Source organism: Dactylosporangium sucinum (genome assembly GCF_014647515.1).
GTDB lineage: Bacteria > Actinomycetota > Actinomycetes > Mycobacteriales > Micromonosporaceae > Dactylosporangium > Dactylosporangium sucinum.
On sequence record NZ_BMPI01000007.1, the window covers coordinates 81,199 to 101,251 of the forward strand.

Annotated in this window: 19 protein-coding genes; 8 read left to right on the forward strand and 11 right to left on the reverse strand. The window is 73.4% G+C overall.

From position 1 onward, the window contains the following. The first annotated feature begins 7 nt into the window (after window positions 1-7). Both cysC and IEZ31_RS08875 read left to right on the forward strand, forming a co-directional pair. Window positions 8-1,552 carry an adenylyl-sulfate kinase gene (gene cysC, locus IEZ31_RS08870; protein WP_190249451.1) on the forward strand — a complete coding sequence of 515 codons (1,545 nt, stop codon included), beginning with the start codon at window positions 8-10 and terminating at the stop codon, window positions 1,550-1,552. Between the two features lie 596 nt (window positions 1,553-2,148). Further along, a complete protein-coding gene (locus tag IEZ31_RS08875) occupies window positions 2,149-3,135 on the forward strand; it encodes a zinc-dependent alcohol dehydrogenase family protein (protein ID WP_190249277.1) in 987 nt (328 codons plus the stop codon). A 38-nt stretch (window positions 3,136-3,173) separates the two neighbouring features. On the opposite strand, the gene IEZ31_RS08880 is transcribed toward IEZ31_RS08875, so the two are convergent. After that, window positions 3,174-3,803, reverse strand: a complete 630-nt coding sequence (locus IEZ31_RS08880) for a TetR/AcrR family transcriptional regulator (protein WP_190249278.1) — start codon at window positions 3,801-3,803, stop codon at window positions 3,174-3,176. Between the two features lie 49 nt (window positions 3,804-3,852). Here IEZ31_RS08880 and IEZ31_RS08885 point away from each other — a divergent pair, with 49 nt between their 5' ends. Beyond that, complete coding sequence (locus IEZ31_RS08885) at window positions 3,853-4,290, forward strand: hypothetical protein (RefSeq protein WP_229834510.1); 438 nt, start codon at window positions 3,853-3,855, stop codon at window positions 4,288-4,290. Further along, window positions 4,277-4,687 carry an ester cyclase gene (locus tag IEZ31_RS08890; protein WP_190249280.1) on the forward strand — a complete coding sequence of 137 codons (411 nt, stop codon included), beginning with the start codon at window positions 4,277-4,279 and terminating at the stop codon, window positions 4,685-4,687. Before IEZ31_RS08885 ends, IEZ31_RS08890 begins: the two co-directional genes overlap by 14 nt. A gap of 51 nt (window positions 4,688-4,738) precedes the next feature. On the opposite strand, the gene IEZ31_RS08895 is transcribed toward IEZ31_RS08890, so the two are convergent. The 9 genes from IEZ31_RS08895 to IEZ31_RS08935 all read right to left on the reverse strand — a co-directional run bounded on the left by IEZ31_RS08895 (window position 4,739) and on the right by IEZ31_RS08935 (window position 14,724). Continuing rightward, on the reverse strand, window positions 4,739-5,047 hold the full coding sequence (locus IEZ31_RS08895) for a hypothetical protein (protein WP_190249281.1): 309 nt from the start codon (window positions 5,045-5,047) through the stop codon (window positions 4,739-4,741). Between the two features lie 223 nt (window positions 5,048-5,270). Next, window positions 5,271-6,353, reverse strand: coding sequence for a glycoside hydrolase family 26 protein (locus tag IEZ31_RS08900; RefSeq protein ID WP_190249282.1), 1,083 nt, complete (start codon window positions 6,351-6,353; stop codon window positions 5,271-5,273). A gap of 18 nt (window positions 6,354-6,371) precedes the next feature. Continuing rightward, on the reverse strand, window positions 6,372-7,118 hold the full coding sequence (locus IEZ31_RS08905; protein WP_190249283.1) for a methyltransferase domain-containing protein: 747 nt from the start codon (window positions 7,116-7,118) through the stop codon (window positions 6,372-6,374). After that, on the reverse strand, window positions 7,115-8,587 hold the full coding sequence (locus IEZ31_RS08910; protein ID WP_190249284.1) for a lipopolysaccharide biosynthesis protein: 1,473 nt from the start codon (window positions 8,585-8,587) through the stop codon (window positions 7,115-7,117). The genes IEZ31_RS08905 and IEZ31_RS08910 overlap by 4 nt, the downstream gene beginning before the upstream one ends. Further along, complete coding sequence (locus IEZ31_RS08915; protein WP_190249285.1) at window positions 8,584-9,450, reverse strand: sulfotransferase domain-containing protein; 867 nt, start codon at window positions 9,448-9,450, stop codon at window positions 8,584-8,586. The genes IEZ31_RS08910 and IEZ31_RS08915 overlap by 4 nt, the downstream gene beginning before the upstream one ends. 2 nt (window positions 9,451-9,452) lie before the next feature. After that, window positions 9,453-10,661 (reverse strand): hypothetical protein, encoded by a 1,209-nt coding sequence (locus tag IEZ31_RS08920; protein ID WP_190249286.1) that lies wholly within the window; start codon window positions 10,659-10,661, stop codon window positions 9,453-9,455. Then, complete coding sequence (locus IEZ31_RS08925; RefSeq protein WP_190249287.1) at window positions 10,658-12,034, reverse strand: O-antigen ligase family protein; 1,377 nt, start codon at window positions 12,032-12,034, stop codon at window positions 10,658-10,660. Before IEZ31_RS08925 ends, IEZ31_RS08920 begins: the two co-directional genes overlap by 4 nt. After that, window positions 12,031-13,845 carry a Wzz/FepE/Etk N-terminal domain-containing protein gene (locus tag IEZ31_RS08930; protein ID WP_190249288.1) on the reverse strand — a complete coding sequence of 605 codons (1,815 nt, stop codon included), beginning with the start codon at window positions 13,843-13,845 and terminating at the stop codon, window positions 12,031-12,033. Before IEZ31_RS08930 ends, IEZ31_RS08925 begins: the two co-directional genes overlap by 4 nt. 81 nt (window positions 13,846-13,926) lie before the next feature. Further along, window positions 13,927-14,724 carry a WecB/TagA/CpsF family glycosyltransferase gene (locus IEZ31_RS08935; RefSeq protein ID WP_190249289.1) on the reverse strand — a complete coding sequence of 266 codons (798 nt, stop codon included), beginning with the start codon at window positions 14,722-14,724 and terminating at the stop codon, window positions 13,927-13,929. 75 nt (window positions 14,725-14,799) lie between these two features. On the opposite strand from IEZ31_RS08935, the gene IEZ31_RS08940 reads away from it, so the two are divergent. The 4 genes from IEZ31_RS08940 to IEZ31_RS08955 are packed head-to-tail and all read left to right on the forward strand — an operon-like array spanning window position 14,800 to window position 18,656. Then, the gene (locus IEZ31_RS08940; protein WP_190249290.1) at window positions 14,800-15,723 is read left to right on the forward strand and encodes a sulfotransferase; all 924 of its coding nucleotides are present in this window, start codon (window positions 14,800-14,802) and stop codon (window positions 15,721-15,723) included. After that, the gene (locus IEZ31_RS08945; protein ID WP_190249291.1) at window positions 15,720-16,646 is read left to right on the forward strand and encodes a glycosyltransferase family 2 protein; all 927 of its coding nucleotides are present in this window, start codon (window positions 15,720-15,722) and stop codon (window positions 16,644-16,646) included. Before IEZ31_RS08940 ends, IEZ31_RS08945 begins: the two co-directional genes overlap by 4 nt. Window positions 16,647-16,656: 10 nt before the next feature. Continuing rightward, window positions 16,657-17,445 carry an alpha/beta fold hydrolase gene (locus IEZ31_RS08950; RefSeq protein WP_190249292.1) on the forward strand — a complete coding sequence of 263 codons (789 nt, stop codon included), beginning with the start codon at window positions 16,657-16,659 and terminating at the stop codon, window positions 17,443-17,445. Next, window positions 17,445-18,656, forward strand: coding sequence for a hypothetical protein (locus IEZ31_RS08955; protein WP_190249293.1), 1,212 nt, complete (start codon window positions 17,445-17,447; stop codon window positions 18,654-18,656). Before IEZ31_RS08950 ends, IEZ31_RS08955 begins: the two co-directional genes overlap by 1 nt. Window positions 18,657-18,805: 149 nt before the next feature. On the opposite strand, the gene IEZ31_RS08960 is transcribed toward IEZ31_RS08955, so the two are convergent. Next, a complete protein-coding gene (locus IEZ31_RS08960; RefSeq protein ID WP_190249294.1) occupies window positions 18,806-20,023 on the reverse strand; it encodes an NADP-dependent isocitrate dehydrogenase in 1,218 nt (405 codons plus the stop codon). Between the last annotated feature and the right edge of the window lie 30 nt (window positions 20,024-20,053).

Sequence of the window (20,053 nt, forward strand, 5' to 3'; positions counted from 1 at the left end):
CGTGGCTGTGAACGGTTGGGCTGTCGATGGCTGGGCGTTGCCGGACGAGGTGCTGCGAGACGCGCCGACCTATACCCCGAAGCCGTCGGAGCTGGCCGACCTGGAGCTGCTGCTCTCCGACGCGTATGCCCCGCTGACCGGGTTCCTCGGCTCGACCGACCTCATCGCGCTGCGGCGCACGGGGCGGCTGGCCGACGGCACGGCGTGGCCGGTGCCGGTCACCCTGGAGGTGCCGCGCAACCTCGCCGACCAGCTCGACGTCAGCAACCCGCTGCGCCGGGTGCTGGTGCTCGCCGACCTGGAGGGCGCGCCGATCGCGGCGCTGGACACGACCGAGATCTATCCGGCCCGCAAGACCACGGCCGGGGTCGCGGGCCGGGTCCGGCGCCTCGGCGACGGCGGCCACGGCGCGTTCCGCCGCATGCGGCGCACCCCGGCCGAGGTCCGCGAGACGCTGCCGACCGGCCGCATCCTGGGCGTGATCGCCGACCGGCCGCTGCACCGCCCGCAGCTGGCCCAGATCGCCCGGGCCGCGCGCACGCTCGCCGCGCACCTGCTCGTCCTGGTGCCGGTCGACAGCCCCGGCCCCGACGGCCTCGCGCCCGAGGCGCTGGTGCGCTGCGTGCTCGCGGCCCGCGACCGCATGCCGTCGTCGACGATCGTGGCCCTCCCGCTGCCGCACCACGACGGCGACGACATCCGCGACGCGATGCTGCGCACGCGCGTCGCCGCCGCGTACGGTGTGACCCACCTCCTGGCCTCCAGCGAGTCCATGCTCTCCGGCGGCGGCCTGCGCGTGCTGGTCCCCCGCGAGCTGGCCTACGACGGCCGCGACGGCCAGTGGCGCTCCCTCGACGACATCCCGCCGCGGCACCGCCGGCTCCCGCTGACGACGGCCGAGATCGAGGACCATCTCGACCGGGGCACGATCCTGCCCGAGTGGCACACCCCGCCCGCGGTGGCCCGCGAGCTGGCCCGCGCCCGCCCGCCCCGCCGCCAGCGCGGCCTGGTCGTGTTCTTCACCGGCCTGTCCGGCTCGGGCAAGTCCACGATGGCCACCGGCCTCGCCGACGCGCTGCAGGAGACGGGCGAGCGCACGATCACCCTGCTCGACGGCGACATCGTGCGCCGGCACCTGTCGGCCGGCCTGGGCTTCTCGGCCGAGGACCGGGACACCAACATCCGCCGCATCGGCTGGGTCGCGGCCGAGATCGGCCGCCACGGCGGCGTGGCCGTCTGCTGCCCCATCGCCCCCTACCGCGACGCCCGCGCCGCGGCCCGCAACTTCGCCCGCAACGCCGGCGCCGGCTTCGTGCTGGTCCACGTCTCGACCCCGCTGGAGGAGTGCGAGCGCCGCGACCGCAAGGGCTTGTACGCGAAGGCCCGCGCGGGCCTGATCAAGGGCATGACGGGCATCGACGACCCGTACGAGGTCCCGCTGGACGCCGAGCTGACGATCGACACCACGGACCTCTCGCACGGCGAGGCGGTGACGACGGTGCTGCGCTACCTGGGCAGCAACGGCTGGATCGACCCGCGCCCGATCCCCTGACCGGCCCGGGCTGACAGGCATCCGATCCGGGCGGCATTCCAGTCAGGACCCACCCTCCGCCCGCCCGCTCCGCGGGCCCACTCTCCCGCGCGCACCTCCCGCGCGGGTCGCGTCCGCGCGGCCACCCTGATGCGCGGCCACCCTCCGCGCGCCCGCCCTCCCGCGTGCCCGCCCTGCGCGCGGCTCTCTGCGCGGCTCTCTGCGCGCGGCCACCCTCCCGGCGCGCCTCCCGCGCAGCCACCCTGCGCGCAGCCACCTCTCCCGCGATCTTGGAGTTGTGGTCCCGGATTTGCCGGATATAAGCGATATTTCAGAGACCACAGCTCCAAGATCGCGGAAGTCAGGGCCACGCTGGCGCGGGCTGGCGGGGTGGGGCTGGCGCGGGGCGGGCGCGGCGCGGGGCGGGCGCGGGGCGGGCGCGGCGCGGGGCGGTGGGACGGCGGCGGGAGGTGGGGTCCGGAGAACGCCGGTCGGCCGACGGACGCGCCCGGCGCAGCGCCGTCGCCGGAATCGGCACGCCTTCGCCGCATGACGGTGCGCCGGCGGGGCATCATGCCCCCCGATCATGCTGGGTGAGAAGCGCGCCGGGGGAGCTCATGTCACAGCTGCTCGTCACGTCGTACGGCGATCCGCGCAAGTCCGTCTCGCTGGCGCGGACTCCCAGCCCGCCGCTGGGGACCGACGACATCCTGGTCGAGATGGAGGCCGCGCCGGTCAACCCGTCCGACTTCCTGCTCGTCCAGGGTGGCTACGGGGTGCGGCCGCAGCTGCCCAGCCCGCTCGGCGGCGAAGGAGTCGGGCGGGTGGTCGACGCCGGCGGGGGCGCGGGCACGCCGCTGGTCGGGCGGAGGGTCGTCATCCTGCCCACCTACGAGCAAGGCACCTGGGCCGACAAGGTGGCGACCTCGTACCGCAATGTCGTCGCGATACGAGACGACGGCGACCCGCTACAGCTTGCCATGCTGCCGATCAATCCCGCGACCGCATACCTGCTGCTGCGCAAGTTCACCAAGCTGGCCGCCGGCGACTGGGTCGGCCTGAACGCCGCCAACTCCGCCATCGGCCTCTGCATCGTCGCCCTCGCCCGGCTGCAGGGCGTCAAGACCCTCAACATCGTGCGGCGCGAGGCCGCGGCCCAGACCGTGCGTGACGCCGGCGGAGACCGCGTGATCGTCGCCGGTGACGACCTGCCCGCTCAGATCGCCGACGCCCTGGACGGTGCGGAGCTCGGCCTGGCCCTGGACGCCACGGCCGGCCCGGTCGTCGCCGACCTCGCCGCGGCGCTCCGATACCGGGGCGTGATCGTCAGCTACGCCTTCGCGACCGACGCACCCCCGGCCGTCCGAGCCCACGATCTCATCTTCAACGAGGTGACACACACCGGATTCTGGCTGGTCAACTGGCTGCGCCACGCCCCGCGCACCGAGATCGAACAGACCTACCACCTGCTCAACGACCTCGTCGCCACCGGCGAACTGACCGTCCCGGTCGATGCGACCTACCGCCTGGACGACTACCACGAGGCGATCGAACACGCGATGACACCGGGACGCAGCGGCAAGGTCCTGTTCACGTTCGCCTGAGACCCGACACCCACCTGGAGCCGCTGGCGATACCGGCGTCATTCCGCGAGCAGGAGGGCCCGCAGCGACGAGGACAGCCATGCCTCGGCGCGGTCGAAGGACCAGCCGTGGTCGGTGGTCAGCTGCACCCAGGTGTCGAGCCAGAGGAACGCGGAGAGCGCGACCGCCGCGGTGTCGACGTCGGTCCCGGGGCGCAGCGCGCCGAGCTCGGCGAGCCGCTCAGCGCCGCGCCGGGCGCCGGCGATGTGGCGAGCATGGCCGTCCGCGTACGCCGCCGCGATGGCCTGGTCGACCTGCGCCGCGGATCGCAGCCCCACCAGGATCTCCTGGCAGCGTTCATTGAGCTGCCTGGTCAGCCGCGTCTGGAGGTCGATGACGTGGCCTGCGTCTGTTGAGCGGATCAATTCGGCGGCGAGCGGCGGGATGCCGGCGATGGTGTCCACCTCGTCGAGCATCGCGGTGACGAGCCGCGCCTTGGACCCGACGCTGGAGTAGATGGTCTGCACCGCGACGCCGGCCTCCCGGGCAATGTCGGTCACCGACGTGTGTGCGTATCCCTGGCGGGTGAACAGTCTGGTCGCGGCCAGGATGATGTCGCGGCGGGTCTGCGCCGCCTGCAACTGTCGTCGATTGGTCCGTGCGCCGCCTTGTTCGTCCGCGACTTTCATCTTAACATCATTCCAGTCAATAGATTGACGTTCTATATTGGAGGTAGAGGTGTCCGGAAGAACGATATCGGTGGGGGCCGTGGCCCTGGCCGGGACGATCGCCGCCCTCGCGCTCGGCCGCGTGATCTGGCCCGATCCGGCCGGTGCGCCCACCCCGCCACGGGACCTGGTGCCGCTCTTCGTCGTCCTGTCCGTGCTCGAGGCGCTGGCCTTCGGCGCCGGCCTGGCGTTCGTGTGCTTCGGGCTGGCTCCGCTGCGGCGGCTCGGCGCCGGAGCCGCCCTGACCTGGGCGGCATACGCGAGCATCTCGTTCATGCTGCTCAGCTGGTGGCCGCACGACAACCTGCACCGGGTGCTCGGCCACGCCGACTTCGCCGGACTGGCCCGGATCGAGTACCTCTTCCACGTGCCGCTCATGGCGGGCGCCGTCGTCGTCGCGGTGTTCGTCCTGCGGACCAGGCGGGCAGGCGACCGTGTCCCAGCGTGAGCAGCTCATCCGTGGTATCTACCGGACCATGTTCGAGACCGGCGACGTCACCCTCGCCGACCGGATCGTCACGCCCGGGTTCGTCGACCACGCCGCACCTCCGGCGCCCGTTCCAGCCGGACCCGACCAGCTGCGGGCGGTCGTGACCTACCTGCACTCGGTGCTGACCGACATCCGGTACGAGATCGAAGACGTTCTCCACGACGGCGACCGGCTCGCGTACCGGACCACCATGTCCGCCACCCAGACCGGCGAGCTCTTCGGCTTCCCGCCGAACGGTCGCGGCTTCTGCACCACGCAGATCCACATCGTGCGGTTCGACGGCGACCGCATCGCCGAGCACTGGGCCTGCCGCGACGACCTCGGCGCCCTGCGCCAGCTCGGCCACATCGCGTGACCGCGCTCGATCAGGCTTCTGATCGTTCTCGGAAGGGTGACGGGGCGACGGTCACACGCGCAGCCCCGTCACGTCGAACGTCCCGAACTTCCCGGCAGCCACCCGGCCGCGCATGCGGTCGCCCTCGACCGTGACCGTGAACGTCGCCGTCACCCGCACCTTCACCACCACGGTGATCGCCTTCACGACCTTCCAACTGGCGACGTCACCGTCGACCACCCCGTCGACGACCTCCAGGCTCGCCTTGTCGTGGTCGAGCGACCCGGTCAGCCGATCCCCGTCACGACGCAGCACGAGCCTGGCCTCCTGCTCGCCGACCGGCGAGTCGACCGACAACTTCCAGGTTCCTTCGACGGTCACCGGACGACCTCCATATCCAGCGGTGCGGCCGGACACCGGATGACCCCTCAATCATCCGCCGGCCACCGGCGCTCCGGGTGCCGCACCGTCCGCCGCCACGGTTGTTCACCCCGGGCGGGTCAGGGCGTGAGGTGCTTGCCCAGGGAGACGCCGCCGTCCTCGAAGCCGTGGCGCCCCGCGGGGTCGGAGCCGCGCGCCGGGGCGGATCAGCATGCCCCGCCGGCTACTTGCGGGGCTGGCGGTGCGGGGCCGGGCGGGCCTTCGTCATCGGGGTGTAGTGCGGGTCCTGGGCGATCTCGGCGCGGAACGTGGCCAGCAGGACCGGGTTGTCGGACAGCTGGAACTGCTGCGTCGGGCCCTTGTTGTCGGTGGGGTCGCTCTCGAAGTACACGACCGCCCGGATCTGCGGGTTCGCCTTGAACGTCGCCGAGGCGTCGCGCAGCCAGGCCGCGCGCTGCTCGGTGCCCCACGTGCGGGCCACGCCGAACTCGCCGATCATCACCGGCTTGGCCGGGTGGGCCGCGCAGAACTCCAGGAAGGGCCGCATCAGCTGGCCGATGGTGGCGTACTTCGAGCCGGCGTAGACGTCGACGCAGGTCCAGTCGACGGCATCGTCCCCGGGGTAGAACTCGGGTGCGTAGCCGCCCGTGAAGCCCTCGGCCGTCGGGCACCAGACCCAGGACGCGTTCGTCGCGCCCTCCTCGGTGAAGATGCGGCGGACGTGGCGCCAGGCGGCGACGTAGTCCGCGCCGGACCACATCTGTGCCCGCAGGTTCGGCCGGTCCATCTCCCAGCGGTACCGCAGGAGCACCGGACGCCCGAAGGACCTGAGCTCACGGGCCCGTTCCCGGATGAGCTCGTCGTAGCGGCCCATCGTGACCAGTCGGGTGTCCCCGCCGGCCCACGACAGCATGAGCGTCGTCCCGCGGCCGGCGAACTCGCGGTCGGAGTTGTTGAAGAAGTTCTCGTCGAAGCGGCGGTACGTGTTGACGATCGCCATCGGCCGGCCCAGCGCCTCCTCCCACGTCGTCATCGCGGCCAGGCGGCCCGACTCGGTGAGGCTGGCCGGGCGCACCCACGCGCCGAGGTACGAGCCGGACGCCGGGGGCGCTACCGGGCCGGCCTGGAACGGGCCGGTGGAGGTGGCGATGGCCGGCGGCCGTCCGTCCGGCGTGGACGACGGCAGCGCGGCCGGGCCGCCGCCGTCGTCGTCGTCGGATGACGTCGACAGCACGCTCAGGGTGACCGCCGTGGCGGCCGCGACGACGGCGGCCACCACGGCGAGGGTCAGCACGATCCGTTTCACAACGCTCCTACCCTGGGACTACTTCGGGATGCGTCGCGCCACGTAGAGCACGTCGGTGGCGACCGCGGACAGCCGGGCGGACCGGGTGGCGAGGTCGTCGGCGCGGCGGGCCATGGGGCGCAGCCACTCGCGGCGGTACGCGCCCGCCGGGAGGACCGCGAACCCGCGCCGGTCGATCACCTCGAACCCGTGCCGGGCCAGCAGCTGCTCGACCTCGGCGTGGTGCAGCTCGGCGAACCAGGCGTTGTCGCGGTTGCGGCGGTGGCGCAGGTGCCGCAGGGACGAGCGGTTGCCGTGGTTCTCCACGACCAGCAGCCCGGACTCGGCCTCCGGCAGGATCCGGGCGGCGAACGCGATCGCCCGGTCCCGCACGTCCTTGGGCGCGTTGAGCAGCAGGCGGAACACCGTCACCAGGGCCGGCCCGTCGACGGTGGCCGGCTCCGGCACCGGCCCGTCGGCGTCGACCTGGTGCAGCCGGGCGTAGACGCCCGCCTCCCGGGCCTTCGCCAGCATCTGCGCCGACACGTCGTAGCCGTGCGCGGCCCGCACGACCCCGTGCAGCAGCTTGATCGCCCGCCCGGTGCCGCAGGCGAAGTCGTGCTGGACCGGGCGCCGGGCGGTGAACTCCCGCCGCACCAGCCGGCGCAGGAACGCCCGCTGCCGCACGCTCACCGCGGTCGAGTACGTCTCCGGCGCGTAGACCACCCGCTCGTACTTGTCGACCGCCGCGTCCGACTGGAAGACCTCCGCGTAGTCCGTTCTCATCGTCCCCCCTGCATCAACACTGTTCTGAACCGCACCGCCGCACCTGCGTACGCGACGGCGCCCGCCACCGTGGCGGCGATCTTGAGAGTCAAGCTGTGGACCGGCAGCAGGAGCAGCTGCGGTACCGCGAAACAGCCCGCCGCCAGCGCGCAGGCGAGCAGCGTCGCCCGGCCGAACGGGTGCAGCCCCAGCCCGAGCACCACCTGCATGAGTGGGACGAGGTTGTTCACCAGCACGGCGGCGGACAGCCCGATCGCCGCGCCGAGCGCGCCGCTGCGGGGGATGAGCAGCGCGTCGACGCCGAGCATCACGAGCAGGGCCACGGCGACGTTGGCGAGGTTCCACCACGTGCGCCCGCCCATGGCGAGGACCATGTCGACCATCCCGCAGGCGGTCGCGACCATCATCGTGGCCGCGAGCACCCGGACGATGCCGACGCCGTCCGCGTAGTGCTCGCCGAACAGCCGCAGGTAGAGCGGCGCGTAGGTGAACACGAGCAGGTACAGCGGCCAGGCGGCCAGCACGACCCAGGCGGTGGCCTGCTGGTAGAGCAGGTTGGCGCCGGCGGTGTCGCGCACGGCGAGCCGCTCGGCCAGCCGCGGCTGCGCCGACTGGGACACGCCCTGGTTGACGAACTGGCCGAGGATCACGAACCGGCCGGCGACGGCGTACATCGCGGCCGGGGCCAGGCCGGCGAACGCGGCGACGAGCAGCACGTCGATGCGCTGCAGGGCCATCTGGGCGAAGCTGGCGACGGCCCGGGGCGCGGTGAAGACCCAGAACCGCCGGGGCGTGAAGTCGGCGACGTCCGTCTGCTCCAGGACGACCCGCGCCCGGACCCGGCCGAGCCACAGGCCCGCCAGCAGCGCGACCGGGAGGTACGGGAGCGCCCACAGCGCGGCGAAGACATCCGGCCCGAGGCCCGCCGCCCAGACCAGCGCCAGCAGCACCAGCTGGGTCGCCGGGCGCAGCACCCGGTCCAGCAGCACCGTGGGGCGCATCGCGCGCAGGCCGCGGCTCGCGGCGAGCAGCGCGTCGCTGAGCGCCGCCGCCGGCAGGAACACCGCGAGGGCCCGCACCAGGTCGGCCCGGCCGGGCAGCAGGTCGGCGGCGAACCACAGGCCGGCCGCGATGACGAGCGCCGCCGCCGCGATGGGGGCCAGCGCGACCCGCAGGCACTCGGCGAGGCGGGTCAGGTCGCCGGTGGCCCGCATCCGGGCCGGCCAGTAGACGAGCGAGGTCTGCGTGCCGAGCTTGGCCACGGTGACGCCGAGCCCGAAGGTCGCGGTCGCGGCGAAGAACGCGCCGGCGGTGTGCGGGTCGAGGGCGCGGGCCGCCAGCCAGGTGACCCCGACCCCGGCGAGGCCGGTGCAGACCGTGCCGGCGAGGCTGGCGATCCCGCCGCGGACGGCCCCGCGGAGCATGCCCTTCGGCGACTCCAGCGCGGGCCGTTCGAGGGTGGCGGTCACATCCACGAGGGCCGGTAGCCGAGCCACGCCGCGAGGCGCTCGTCGTACGGCCGGTAGTGCTCGGCGAGCTTCGAGGCGATCGAGTCGTCGAGCCGGTTGCGGGGGCGGGCGTTGTGCCGCTCGAACGGCGGGTAGGAGCCGGTCCGGGGCAGCCCGAGGAAGTCCACGACGGCGTCGTAGACGGGCTCGGGCCGGGTGAAGAACAGGCTGCTGTCGACGACGTGGACCCGGTCGCGGCCGAGCAGCTCGGCCATCGGCTCGAGGTACTCGATGTACTCGCCGCGGGCCCGGTAGGCGTGGTGCTGGTGGGCGAAGCTGTAGGAGAACGGGTCGGCCAGCAGCCGCTCGCGCTCGCCGGCGAGCCGCTCCCGCTCCAGGTCGAGCGCGCGGGCGAAGTCGACCTCGGGCTCGAAGCCGCGGGCGACCTCGTGGGCGTGCTGCGAGTAGGCCCGCTCGACCGGGTCGCGGACGAGCACGACGAGCCGGACACCGGGCAGGTCGCGGGCGATCCGGCCGAGGGCGTGCGGGTGGTACATGTAGTACGGGCTCGACTCGAAGGTCTGGGCGGGCACGCCGAACTCGGTGCGCACCCGCTCGGCGCGGCGGCGCAGCGGGAAGTGGCCGCGATACCAGCGCAGCCCGTGGTGGTAGCCGACGTCGAAGTAGTGGACGCCCTTGTGCAGCACCGCCTTGATGACCGCCGGGTGGGCGGCGAGGGCGCGGTAGAGCGACGTGGTCCCGCAGCGCTGGCCGCCGCAGATCAGGAACGACGGCAGGATCCGCCGGGCGGCGGTGAGCTGGCCGTAGTTGCGGGATCCGAAGTGGACGATCCGCTTCATCGTGTCGGGTACCTGCACGGGCATGGTTACAGCGCCTCCACTCGCGCGACGAGGACGGGCAGGAGCCAGCTGCCGAGCACGCCCAGCCGGGCGCCGGCCTCCGCCTGCCGGTCGGTGACGTACCGGGTGGCCAGGTCGACGAGGTACAGCAGGGTGGTCACCTCGACCGCCTGCCCCTGCGGCACGCCGAAGGGCCGCAGCAGCCCCGGCGCCGCACCGACCAGCTCGTTGACGGCGTCGCCGGCCGACGGCGCCCGGGCGATGCCGACCTGCAACGCGTGGTGCAGCGCGTCGAAGCCGATCGGCACGCCGGGCGTGAACCGCTCCCAGTCCCAGACCAGGAGGGTGTCGGCGAGGCTCGCCATGTTCCACGGCGACCAGTCCCCGTGCCAGGAGCCGTAGGTGAGATCGGTGCGCCCGGCGGTGCGGGCGAGGCGTTCGGCGGAGGCGCGCAGCACGGCGCCCTCGGCGTGGCCGGCGATCGCGGCCAGCCGGGCCCGCAGCCGGGTCCAGTAGCCGCTGCCGTCGAGGGTGCCGTGGCTGGTACCGCAGCAGACCGCGACCTCCCGCATCGCGGCGGTGAGCCGCGGTGCGGCCAGCGGCGCCCGCGGCCGCCAGACCGGCAGCGCCGACTGGACGAGCACCTCGTGGTCGCCCCAGCGCCCGGCGTGCAGGACCTCCGGGACCCGCAACGCGGTCAGCGGCGCGGTGCCGACGGCGTTCAGCGCGTTGCCCTCGGCCCGCACCAGCGTGCGGGTCAGCGCCGAGGTGCCCAGCTTGGCGAAGGCGACGGTGTGCCCGTCGGGGGCGAGCAGCTGCAGCACCGGCTTGCGGTTGGCCCGGGCCGGTCCGATGTGGACGCTCAGCCGCAGGTCGGCGCCGAGCGCGGTGCGCAGGTAGGCGTCGATGGTGTCGGCGGCCGGGCGCAGCCGCAGCCGGTCGCGCAGCAGCAGCCGGGACAGGCCGGTGCGCAGCGCGGTGACCACGGCGTCGCGCTTGAGCCGGGCCAGCCGGGACTGCGGCTCGGCGTAGCGGCGCACCGCGGCGGCGGCCAGGCGCCGGTCGTCGGCCGGCACCAGCAGGCGCGGCTTGCGGGCGCTGGGGATGACGAGGTACTCCACCGGCGCGCCGCCGCTGCCGGGGTACAGCAGGCCGAGGACCTCCTCGACGTACTGCGCCCGCAGCCGCTCGTCGTCGGCCCGCAGCGCGGCCGGGGCGGTCTTCAGTGGACTCATCGCGGGAATCCCCTCTGCTGGTTGCGCCACAGGACGACGTACGCCAGGAACGTCAGCGCCAGCGGGGTGACCAGCGCGTTGTACCAGAACATCGCCGCCAGGCTGGACACGATCGCGGCCGCCGCGGCGAGCCCGGCGGGCGAGTGGTCGCGCCGGAACCGCCACAGCGCGGCGGCGAAGAACCCCAGGTAGGTGACGGTGCCGACGAGGCCGTGGGCGTAGAGCAGCTGCCACAGCTGGCCGTTGCCGCCGACGGTGAAGTTGCCGCAGCGCTCGCAGCCGGCGCTCTCGCCGACGGCGATCGAGTTGCGCCCGCCGAGCGTGGTGCGGGTCGAGCCGAAGCCGATGAGCGGCGACTCCAGCATCCCGCCGACGGCCTTCTCGGTGGTGTACATCCGCACGCCGTTGGACTTGCCGTGCTCCAGCCGGGCGGTGACGACGTCGCCGAGCGGCGTGGTGACCATGGCGACGACCACCGCCGCGCCCGCGACCCCGATGAGGCCGAGGGCGGCGAACCGGCCGCGCAGCGCCAGGCGGACCGCCGCGTAGAGGGCCATCACGGCCAGGCCGATCCACAGGCCGCGGTTCAGCGAGTACACGATCGGGACCACGGCGACGACCAGGGTCACCGCCGTGAACACCTTCGTGCGGCGCTTGCGGGTGAGGCAGAAGCCGGCGACGAGCAGCCAGCCGACGAGGAGGCACACGTTGTTGCCCCAGGTGTTGGTGTACCCCCACGGCGCGCCCGGCCGGGGCGTCTCCCCGCCGAGCAGGTTCATGATCTGCGCCGCCGTCGGGTGGACCAGGGACTGCACGAAGCCGTCGGCCCGCACGTGCCCGGGCAGGAGCAGCTCCATCGGCGAGGTGAACTCGAAGCGGGGCGCCACCATGCCGAGCAGCCCGCCGGCGACGGTGACGACGAACAGCCAGGCGAGCAGCCGCACGAGCCGCTCCTGGGTCAGCTCCCGGCGGTCGACGTTCCCGGCGTACACCAGCAGCACGGTCAGCGCCGCGTAGCCGCCGAGGCGGAACCCGTACGACACCAGGCGGCTGGCCGCGGTCCCGGGGACGGTGCCCACCGGGTCGGTGCCCAGGGTGAACAGTCCGAAGAGGACGGTCGCCAGGAACAGCAGCCAGAGCAGGAACGCCGGCGGCAGCTTGACCAGCTGCCCGCAGGCGCGGTGCCGGAGCAGCGCGACGAGCATCGGCACCGCGGCGACGAAGAAGATGAGCACGCCGAGGCCGAGCGCCCACCACAGCGGGTAGAGCAGCAGGACGGCGGTGAGCGGCCAGGCGCGCAGCCGGTGGGCCGGCCGCGGGCGGGGCCGGGCCGGCACGGCGTCGGCGGCGGAGGGGTGCGTGGTGAGGGTCATCGCCGCTTGTCGGCGCCGTTCTCGCTGGGCGCCTCGGCCGGGATGCGGGTGACCGTGATCGTGCGGGTCTGCCGCTTCGGCGGCGTCGGCACCGCGGGCGCCGGCGTCGTCCGGATGCGCTTGGGCGGCTCGTCCTCCTTGCCGGCCGGCTTGCCGGCCGGAACCTTGGCGGGCAGCTTCTCCAGGACGGTGGTCATGTCGTCGGCGATCGCCGGGGTCTGCGGCTCGGCGGCCTCGCGCTCGTCGCCGCCGCGCGGCGGGGACAGGCGGGGCAGCACGACCGCGCCGAGCAGCGGCGTGCCGACCCGGCGCAGCTGGTCGGCGGCGTCGGCGACCTCGGTGTGACGGGTGCGGCGCAGCTCGACGGCGACGATGGCGGCGTCGGCCAGGCTGGCCAGGCTCTGCGCGTCGGCGCTGGTGGCCGTGGACGGCGCCTCCACGACGACGTAGGCGGCGCGTTCCCGCAGCGTCGCGAGCGTGTCGCGGAGCGCCTGCGACTGCAGCAGCCCGCCGGCGCTGGCGGTGCCGCCGGTGGTGACAATGCTGAGGTTGGGGTGCCGCGGGGCGCGCTGGGTGGCGCTGCTCAGCGAGAAGCGGCCGGCGAGCACGTCGGACAGCCCGGGCACGGCCCGCACGCCGAGCATCCGGTGCACCGACGCGGTGTCGACGAGGCTGTCCGGCAGGTGCGCGCAGACGAGCACGGTTTCGGCGCCGGTACGGGCGAAGGCCGCCGCCAGGTTCGCCGCGACCACGGTCGACGCCGCGCCGCGGCTCGCCCCGGCGACGACGACCACCTGGCCGGCGAGCGCGACCCGGGCGTCACCCCCGACCGGCGCCGGGATGCTGGCGAGGACCTCGTTGCGGAGCCGGTTGAAGATCCGGCCGCCCGCGCCGAACGGCGCGAACACGTCGTCGAGGCGCGGCTTCACCCGGCCGGGGACGCCGGCCAGGACGGCCACGTCGACCCGGCGGGGCAGGTCGCCCGGGCGGCGGACCCGCTGGTCGAGCCGCTCGCGCAGCATGGCCGCGCCGACCCCGAGCAGCAGGCCGATCATCGCGCCGCTGGCCAGGTTGAGCAGCCGGTTCGGCTTGACCGGCCGCCCCGGCAGGTCGGCGTCGCGGGTGATCTTGCCGGCGCTGACCGTGGTGGTGAGCAGCTGGTTGAGCTGGCCCGCGAGGGTGTTGATCTGCGACGTGACCGTGGTGCGCTGGCTCTCCAGGTTGGGCCGGTTGGGGTCGCCGGCGCGCAGGGCGGCCAGCCTGTTGTTGATCTGGGTCAGGCTGGTGTTGAGCTGGGTGATCTTGTCGTTGAGGATCGCGATGCGCCCGGCGACGTCGGCCTTGGCGGACTCCTCGCGGTTGCGCAGGTACGCCTCGGCGAACGCGTGCGACCCGGCCTGGGCGGTCGGCGCGTCCGGTGCCGAGAACGTGATCACGAGGAAGGTGGTGTTCGGCGGTACCTCCACCCGCACGCTCCCGGCCAGGGTGTCCGGCGCGACGGTGGAGCGCATGAGCGCCGCGGCGTCGGTCGCGACCGTCGTGGAGGTGACGAGCTGCGCCTCGTTGTCGAGGTTGATGTCGCCCTTGGTGCGCCCGCTGGTGGAGTTCGCGTCCTGGCCGTTGCCGATCGGCGAGACGAGCACCGACGTCGCCGACTCGTACACCTTCGTCTGCACCGACGTGAACTGCGCCGCGGCCGCGAGGCCGGCGACCACCGCGATGACCACGAGCCACCAGTGGCGCCGAGCCATGCCGAGCAGGTCGACGCCGGGGCTGTCGGTTTCGGCGGAGTACGGGCGGTTGGCGTCCATGAAGCGGCGACCCCTTCGGCGTCTGGTTCTCCAGGGGCTAACGCCGTTGCTGCTGCGGCGTGATGGCCTGTTTGTGGTGATTTACGCGCGATGGGCGGGCTTGCGGGTCAGCCGATGGTGGAGCGAGCGGGCCAGCAGCGCGGCCGCGAAGGGCGCGTCCTCACGCAGATAACGGCGGGCGAGGCGGCGGGGTTCCCGGGCCAGCCGATCGAGCCACTCCAGGCCGGCCTTCTGCAGGACGGGCCGGGCGCGCTGGACGTCTCCGGCGACGAAGTTGACGGCGGCGCCGCATCCGAGAAACCACGCTCGCGGGTGCTCGCTTCTGAGCGTGGCGATGAGGCGTTCCTGTCTGGGGAAGCCGAGGCCGACGTACATCATGTCGGGGTCTGCAGCTCTGACGACCTGCCCGATTGCTCGGATTTTTGCGGGCGATCGGTCGAAGCCGTACGCCGGGCTCAGCGCGCCGGCGATCCGCAGGCCCTCGAACGACTCGGCCAGCTTGGCCGCGGCCCGGGCGGCACCGTCCGTCGCGGGGTCGCCGCCCAGCACGAAGATGCTGCGCCCCGCCGCCGCGAGGCCCTGCGACAGCGACCAGACGAGATCCGAGCCGGCGACCCTGGCCGGCAGCGAGCGGCCGGCCAGGCGGGCCGCCCACACCAGCGGGGCGCCGTCGGCGACGGCCAGGTCGGCCCGGCTGAGCTCCTGCCGCAGCGCCGGGTCGCGGGCGACCTGCCGCAGGATGTCGACGTTCGGGGTGACGATCCAGCCGCCCCGGCCCTCGTCGAGCGCCCGCAGCACGTGGGCGACGACCTGGGGCTCGGTCAGCGGGTCGATGGCCAGGCCGCCGACGGGGACGCGCCGGATGTAGCTGCGCAGCATCGTGAGTCCGCATTTCCTCGTTAGAGCCAATGCCAGCAGATCTGGCATATCTACCAAAACGACCAAGGAGGACGCTTGGTACGCGTTCTGTTCCTCGGCGGACTCGGCCGCAGCGGCACCACGCTGCTCGAACGCCTCCTGGGTGAGCTGCCCGGCGTGTGTCCGCTGGGCGAGGTCGTGCACCTGTGGGAACGCGACATCGCTGGCGACGAGCGGTGCGGGTGCGGCAGCCACTTCTCGGACTGCGAGTTCTGGCGGGCCGTGGGCGAGAAGGCGTTCGGCGGGTGGCACCACGTCGACGTGTGGCGGGTCCTGGCGCTGCGGCAGGCGGTCGAGCGCACGCGGTACATCCCGCGGCTGGCCAGCGTGCGGATGACCGCCGCGCAGCGGCTCCTCGTCGAGGAGTACGCCGACTGGTACGCCCGGCTCTACGAGGCGGCCGCCGTGGTCTCCGGCGCGTCGGTCCTGGTCGACTCCTCGAAGCACGCCGCGCTCGCCTACTGCCTGCGGTACGCGCCGTCCGTCGACCTGCGGGTCGTGCACATGGTCCGGGACAGCCGGGGCGTGGCGTACTCGTGGACGAAGAAGGTCAGCCGGCCGGAGACGGACGGGGCGCAGGAGATGACGCGGTACTCCCCCAGCCGTTCGGCGCTGCTGTGGAACGCGCACAACACCGCGTTCTCGGTGCTGCACCGCTGCGGGGTGCCGGTGCAGCGGGTGCGGTACGAGGAGCTTCTGGAGTCTCCATCCTCCACGTTGGGTGCCATCGCCTCGTTCGCCGGGCTGACCCCGCCGGATGTCTCCTTCGTCAAGAACGGCACCGCGGAGCTGGGGCCGTGCCACAGCGCCGCCGGCAACCCGATGCGCTTCACGGTCGGCCCGGTACCGCTGCGCCGCGACGACGCCTGGCGGACCGCGCTGCCGGGGCGCCAGCGGCGCGTGGTGAGCGCGCTGACCGCCCCGCTGCTCGGCGTGTACGGCTACCGGGGTGCCCGATGAGCACCGCGGCGCACTGGCCGAGCGTCGGCGTCGTCGTGCCCACCCGCAACCGCCCCCGGCTGCTGGCGCGCGCCGTCGAGGGGATCGTCGCCCAGGACTACCCGGGCCCGGTCCGCACCATCGTGGTCTTCGACCAGCACCCGCCGGACGCGGCGCTGTGCCGCGGCGGCGAGCGCCCGCTCGACGTGCTGCCCAACCTGCGCAGGCCCGGCCTGGCCGGGGCGCGCAACACCGGGATCGTGGCGCTCGACACCGACCTGGTGGCGTTCTGCGACGACGACGACGTGTGGGCGCCGGCGAAGCTGCGCCGGCAGGTCCACGCGCTGCAGCAGCGCCCGCAGGCCGAGTTCTGCACGGCGGCGATCGAGGTCGAGTTCGGCGACCGGCTCACCACCCGCCTCGCCGGCGCCTCGCTCGTCGGGCTCGACGACCTGGTCCGCTCCCGGATGGCCATGCTGCACTCGTCGACGTTCCTGGTCCGCCGCGCCGCGTTCGCCCGCGACGAGCTGGGCCTCGTCGCCGAAGACGCGCCGGGCAGCCAGAACGAGGACTGGGACCTGCTGCTGCGCGCCGCCAAGCGTGGCGAGATCGTCCACGTCGACGAACCGCTGGTCCGCGTCCTGTGGGGCCGCTCGTCGATGTTCGCCTACGAGTACGCGACGAAGATGGCGTCGCTGCGCTGGATGATGGCCCGCCACCCGGAGATCGCCGGCTCGGGCACCGGCGCCGGGCGCGTCTACGGCCAGCTGGCCTGCTGGTCCGCCGCCACCGGCAACCGCCGCGACGCCTGGCGCTGGACCAGGGCGGCGATGCGCTCGAACTGGCGCGAGCCGCGCGCCGCCATCGCGCTGGCCGCCGTCACGGGCGTGGTCAAGGTCGAAAGCGTGCTCGGGGCCCTCCACCGGAGGGGCCACGGCATCTAGAGTCGCCTCTATGAGGGTGCGCGTGGGGGAAGGCGTCTCGCTCAACGTCCGGGTGTTCGGCGCCGACGCTCGCGGGACGCCGTTCCTGCTGGTCCACGGCCTGTCGTCGAACGCCCGCCTGTGGGACGGGGTGGCTCCGGCACTGGCCGGCCACCCGGTGTACGCGGTCGACCTGCGCTCGCACGGCGAGTCGGACGCCCCGCCGACCGGCTACGACACCGCGACGGCCGCCGCCGACCTGTCCGCGGTCTGCTCGTATCTGGGCCTGCCGGCCGCGATCGTCGCCGGCCAGTCCTGGGGCGGCAACGTCGTGGTCCAGCTGGCCGCCCGCTTCCCCTCCCAGGTCGCCGCGCTGGCCCTCGTCGACGGCGGCTGGATCGACCTGGCGTCCCGCTTCCCGTCGTGGGAGGCGTGCGCGGCCCGGCTCCGGCCGCCGGACGTCAGCGCGATCAGCGCCACCGCCCTGCGCGCCTCGCTGCGGGCCACCCACCCGGACTGGGCGCCGTGGGCGGTCGAGGCGACGGTCGCCAACCTCGTCGTCGGCCCGGACGACTCGCTGCGCCGCCGGCTGCCCGTCGACCGGCACATGAGCATCGTGCGCAGCATGTGGGACGACCCGCCGCAGCCGTACTACCCGCGCGTCGAGGTCCCCGTCCTGGCCCTCCCGGCCGGCACCGGCGACCCCGACCTGCACGGCCTGCGCGACGTGAAGGTCCGCCCGTACCCGGGCGGCGACCACGACCTGCACGCCCAGCACCCGGCGTCGATCGCCGCCGACCTGCTCGGGCTGGTGCCGTGATGACCGGCCTGCTGGTGATCATGGGCTCCGGCGAGACCGCCCCGACGATGGTCAAGCCCCACCGCGAGATCTTCGAACGCTGCGGCGAGCGCCCCGCCGTGCTCCTCGACACGCCGTACGGCTTCCAGGAGAACGCCGACGACATCTCCTCCCGCGCCCTGCAGTACTTTGCCGACAGCACCGGCCGGCGTGTCTCGGTCGTCAACTGGCGCACGACCCCGCCTCCCGGCCTGGACCGCGAGCGGGCGCTCGCCGAGCTGCGGTCGGCGGGCTGGCTGTTCGCCGGCCCGGGAAGCCCGACCTACGCCCTGCGCCAGTGGACGGACACGGAGATTCCGGCGGTACTGCAGGAGGCCCTGTCCCGCGACGCGGTGGTCCTCTTCGCGAGCGCCGCCGCGCTGACCCTGAGCTCGCACACGATCCCGGTCTACGAGATCTACAAGGTGGGCGCCGACCCGGCCTGGGCCCCCGGCCTGGACCTGGTCCGCCCGCTGACCGGCCTGCCCGCCGTGATCATCCCCCACTACGACAACGCCGAGGGCGGCCACCACGACACCCGCTTCTGCTACCTGGGCGAACGCCGCCTGCGGATGCTGGAGCCGGAACTGCCGGACGACTCGTTCATCCTGGGCGTGGACGAGCACACGGCGGCGGTGTTCGACCCGGCGGCCGCCACGGTCCGCGTCCTGGGCAACGGCGGCCTGACCCTCCGCCGCGCGGGCGAGTCCCGCTGGTGGCCCTCGGGCACGCTCCTGCCGTTCACGGCCTTCACCGGTTCGGACGCCGCGCACGCCCCGGCCCCGCCGTCCCCGGCGCCGCCCGCGCCCCAGCCGGACCTCCCGGCCACGTCGCTGGGCGCGGAAACCCTGTCCGCGACGACCCGCTTCGACGCTTGCTACGAGGCCCGCGACGTGGACGGCTGCGTGGCGGCGGCCCTGGACCTGGAGCAGGCGATGCACGACTGGATCGCCGACACGGACGTCTCCGACGAACGCGAGCAGGCAAGGTCCGCCCTGCGCAACATGCTCGTCCGCCTGGGTTCGCTGGCGGGCACCGAACGCCTGGCCCCACTGATCAAGGCCCTGGTCGAGCTGCGCACGTCGGCGCGCGAGGCCAAGGACTGGGCGTTGAGCGACGCCCTCCGCGACGCGATGCAAGCGGCCGGGGTATCCGTACAGGACACCCCGGCCGGCCCGGTCGTCACCTACTGACCGCCCCGTGCTCCCACGACCGCTCCCACGACGGCCCGGCGCCTGGACGCACTCCGCACCCAGGCCCACGGCCGCCGCGCTCCCCGAACCCCCGGACCGTCGGGCCTTCGCGCGGTGGCGCGTCGGCCCTCCGGGGTCCGTGGGGTGGGTCAGCCGGCGAGCTTCTTGGCCAGGTTCTGGTCGAGCGCGTTCATGAACTCGTCCGTGGTCAGCCACGGGGCGTCGCGGGCGATGAGCAGGGCCAGGTCCTTGGTCATCTGGCCGCCCTCGACGGTCTCGACGCAGACCTGCTCGAGCGTGTCGGCGAAGTTGGTCACCTCGGGCGTGCCGTCGACCTTGCCCCGGTGGGCCAGGCCGCGCGTCCACGCGAAGATCGAGGCGATCGGGTTGGTCGAGGTCTTCTCGCCCTTCTGCCACTGCCGGTAGTGCCGGGTGACGGTGCCGTGCGCCGCCTCGGCCTCGACCGTCTTGCCGTCCGGGGTCATCAGCACGCTGGTCATCAGGCCGAGCGAGCCGAAGCCCTGGGCGACGGTGTCGGACTGGACGTCACCGTCGTAGTTCTTGGCGGCCCACACGAACCCGCCCTCCCACTTCAGCGCGGCGGCGACCATGTCGTCGATGAGCCGGTGCTCGTAGGTCAGGCCGGCCTCGGCGAACGCGTCCTTGAACTCGGCCTCGAAGACCTCGGCGAACAGGTCCTTGAACCGCCCGTCGTACGCCTTCAGGATCGTGTTCTTCGTCGACAGGTACACCGGGTAGCCCCGGTCGAGCCCGTAACGGAACGACGCCCGCGCGAAGTCGCGGATCGAGTCGTCGAAGTTGTACATCCCCATCGCGACACCGCCACCGGGGAAGTTGGCGATCTCGAACTCCATCGGCGCGCCGCCGTCAGCCGGGGTGTAGGTGACGGTGACCTTGCCGGGGCCGGGGACGACGAAGTCGGTCGCCTTGTACTGGTCGCCGTGGGCGTGACGGCCGATGATGATCGGCTTGGTCCAGCCCGGGACGAGCCGCGGCACGTTGGCCATGATGATCGGCTCGCGGAAGACCACGCCGCCGAGGATGTTGCGGATGGTGCCGTTCGGCGACCGCCACATCTTCTTGAGCTTGAACTCCTCGACGCGCGCCTCGTCCGGCGTGATCGTGGCGCACTTCACGCCGACGCCGTGCTGCTTGATGGCGTTGGCCGCGTCGATCGTGACCTGGTCGTCGGTCTGGTCGCGGTACTCGATCGACAGGTCGTAGTACTTCAGGTCGACGTCGAGATACGGCAGGATCAGCTGCTCGCGAATCTGCTTCCAGATGATGCGGGTCATCTCGTCGCCGTCGAGCTCGACGACAGGGTTGTTTACCTTGATCTTCGCCATCGGCCAGGCGCTCCTCTCGGGCCTTCTTCC

Bases quoted from the DNA above. Each gene is read 5' to 3' on its own strand.
- IEZ31_RS08875 (WP_190249277.1), top strand. From the start codon at position 2,149: ATGTCACAGCTGCTCGTCACGTCGTACGGCGATCCGCGCAAGTCCGTC.
- IEZ31_RS08880 (WP_190249278.1), bottom strand. From the start codon at position 3,803: ATGAAAGTCGCGGACGAACAAGGCGGCGCACGGACCAATCGACGACAG.
- IEZ31_RS08905 (WP_190249283.1), bottom strand. From the start codon at position 7,118: ATGAGAACGGACTACGCGGAGGTCTTCCAGTCGGACGCGGCGGTCGAC.
- IEZ31_RS08920 (WP_190249286.1), bottom strand. From the start codon at position 10,661: ATGAGTCCACTGAAGACCGCCCCGGCCGCGCTGCGGGCCGACGACGAG.
- IEZ31_RS08945 (WP_190249291.1), top strand. From the start codon at position 15,720: ATGAGCACCGCGGCGCACTGGCCGAGCGTCGGCGTCGTCGTGCCCACC.
- IEZ31_RS08915 (WP_190249285.1), bottom strand. From the start codon at position 9,450: ATGCCCGTGCAGGTACCCGACACGATGAAGCGGATCGTCCACTTCGGA.
- IEZ31_RS08960 (WP_190249294.1), bottom strand. From the start codon at position 20,023: ATGGCGAAGATCAAGGTAAACAACCCTGTCGTCGAGCTCGACGGCGAC.
- IEZ31_RS08950 (WP_190249292.1), top strand. From the start codon at position 16,657: ATGAGGGTGCGCGTGGGGGAAGGCGTCTCGCTCAACGTCCGGGTGTTC.
- IEZ31_RS08930 (WP_190249288.1), bottom strand. From the start codon at position 13,845: ATGGACGCCAACCGCCCGTACTCCGCCGAAACCGACAGCCCCGGCGTC.
- IEZ31_RS08935 (WP_190249289.1), bottom strand. From the start codon at position 14,724: ATGCTGCGCAGCTACATCCGGCGCGTCCCCGTCGGCGGCCTGGCCATC.
- IEZ31_RS08955 (WP_190249293.1), top strand. From the start codon at position 17,445: ATGACCGGCCTGCTGGTGATCATGGGCTCCGGCGAGACCGCCCCGACG.
- IEZ31_RS08925 (WP_190249287.1), bottom strand. From the start codon at position 12,034: ATGACCCTCACCACGCACCCCTCCGCCGCCGACGCCGTGCCGGCCCGG.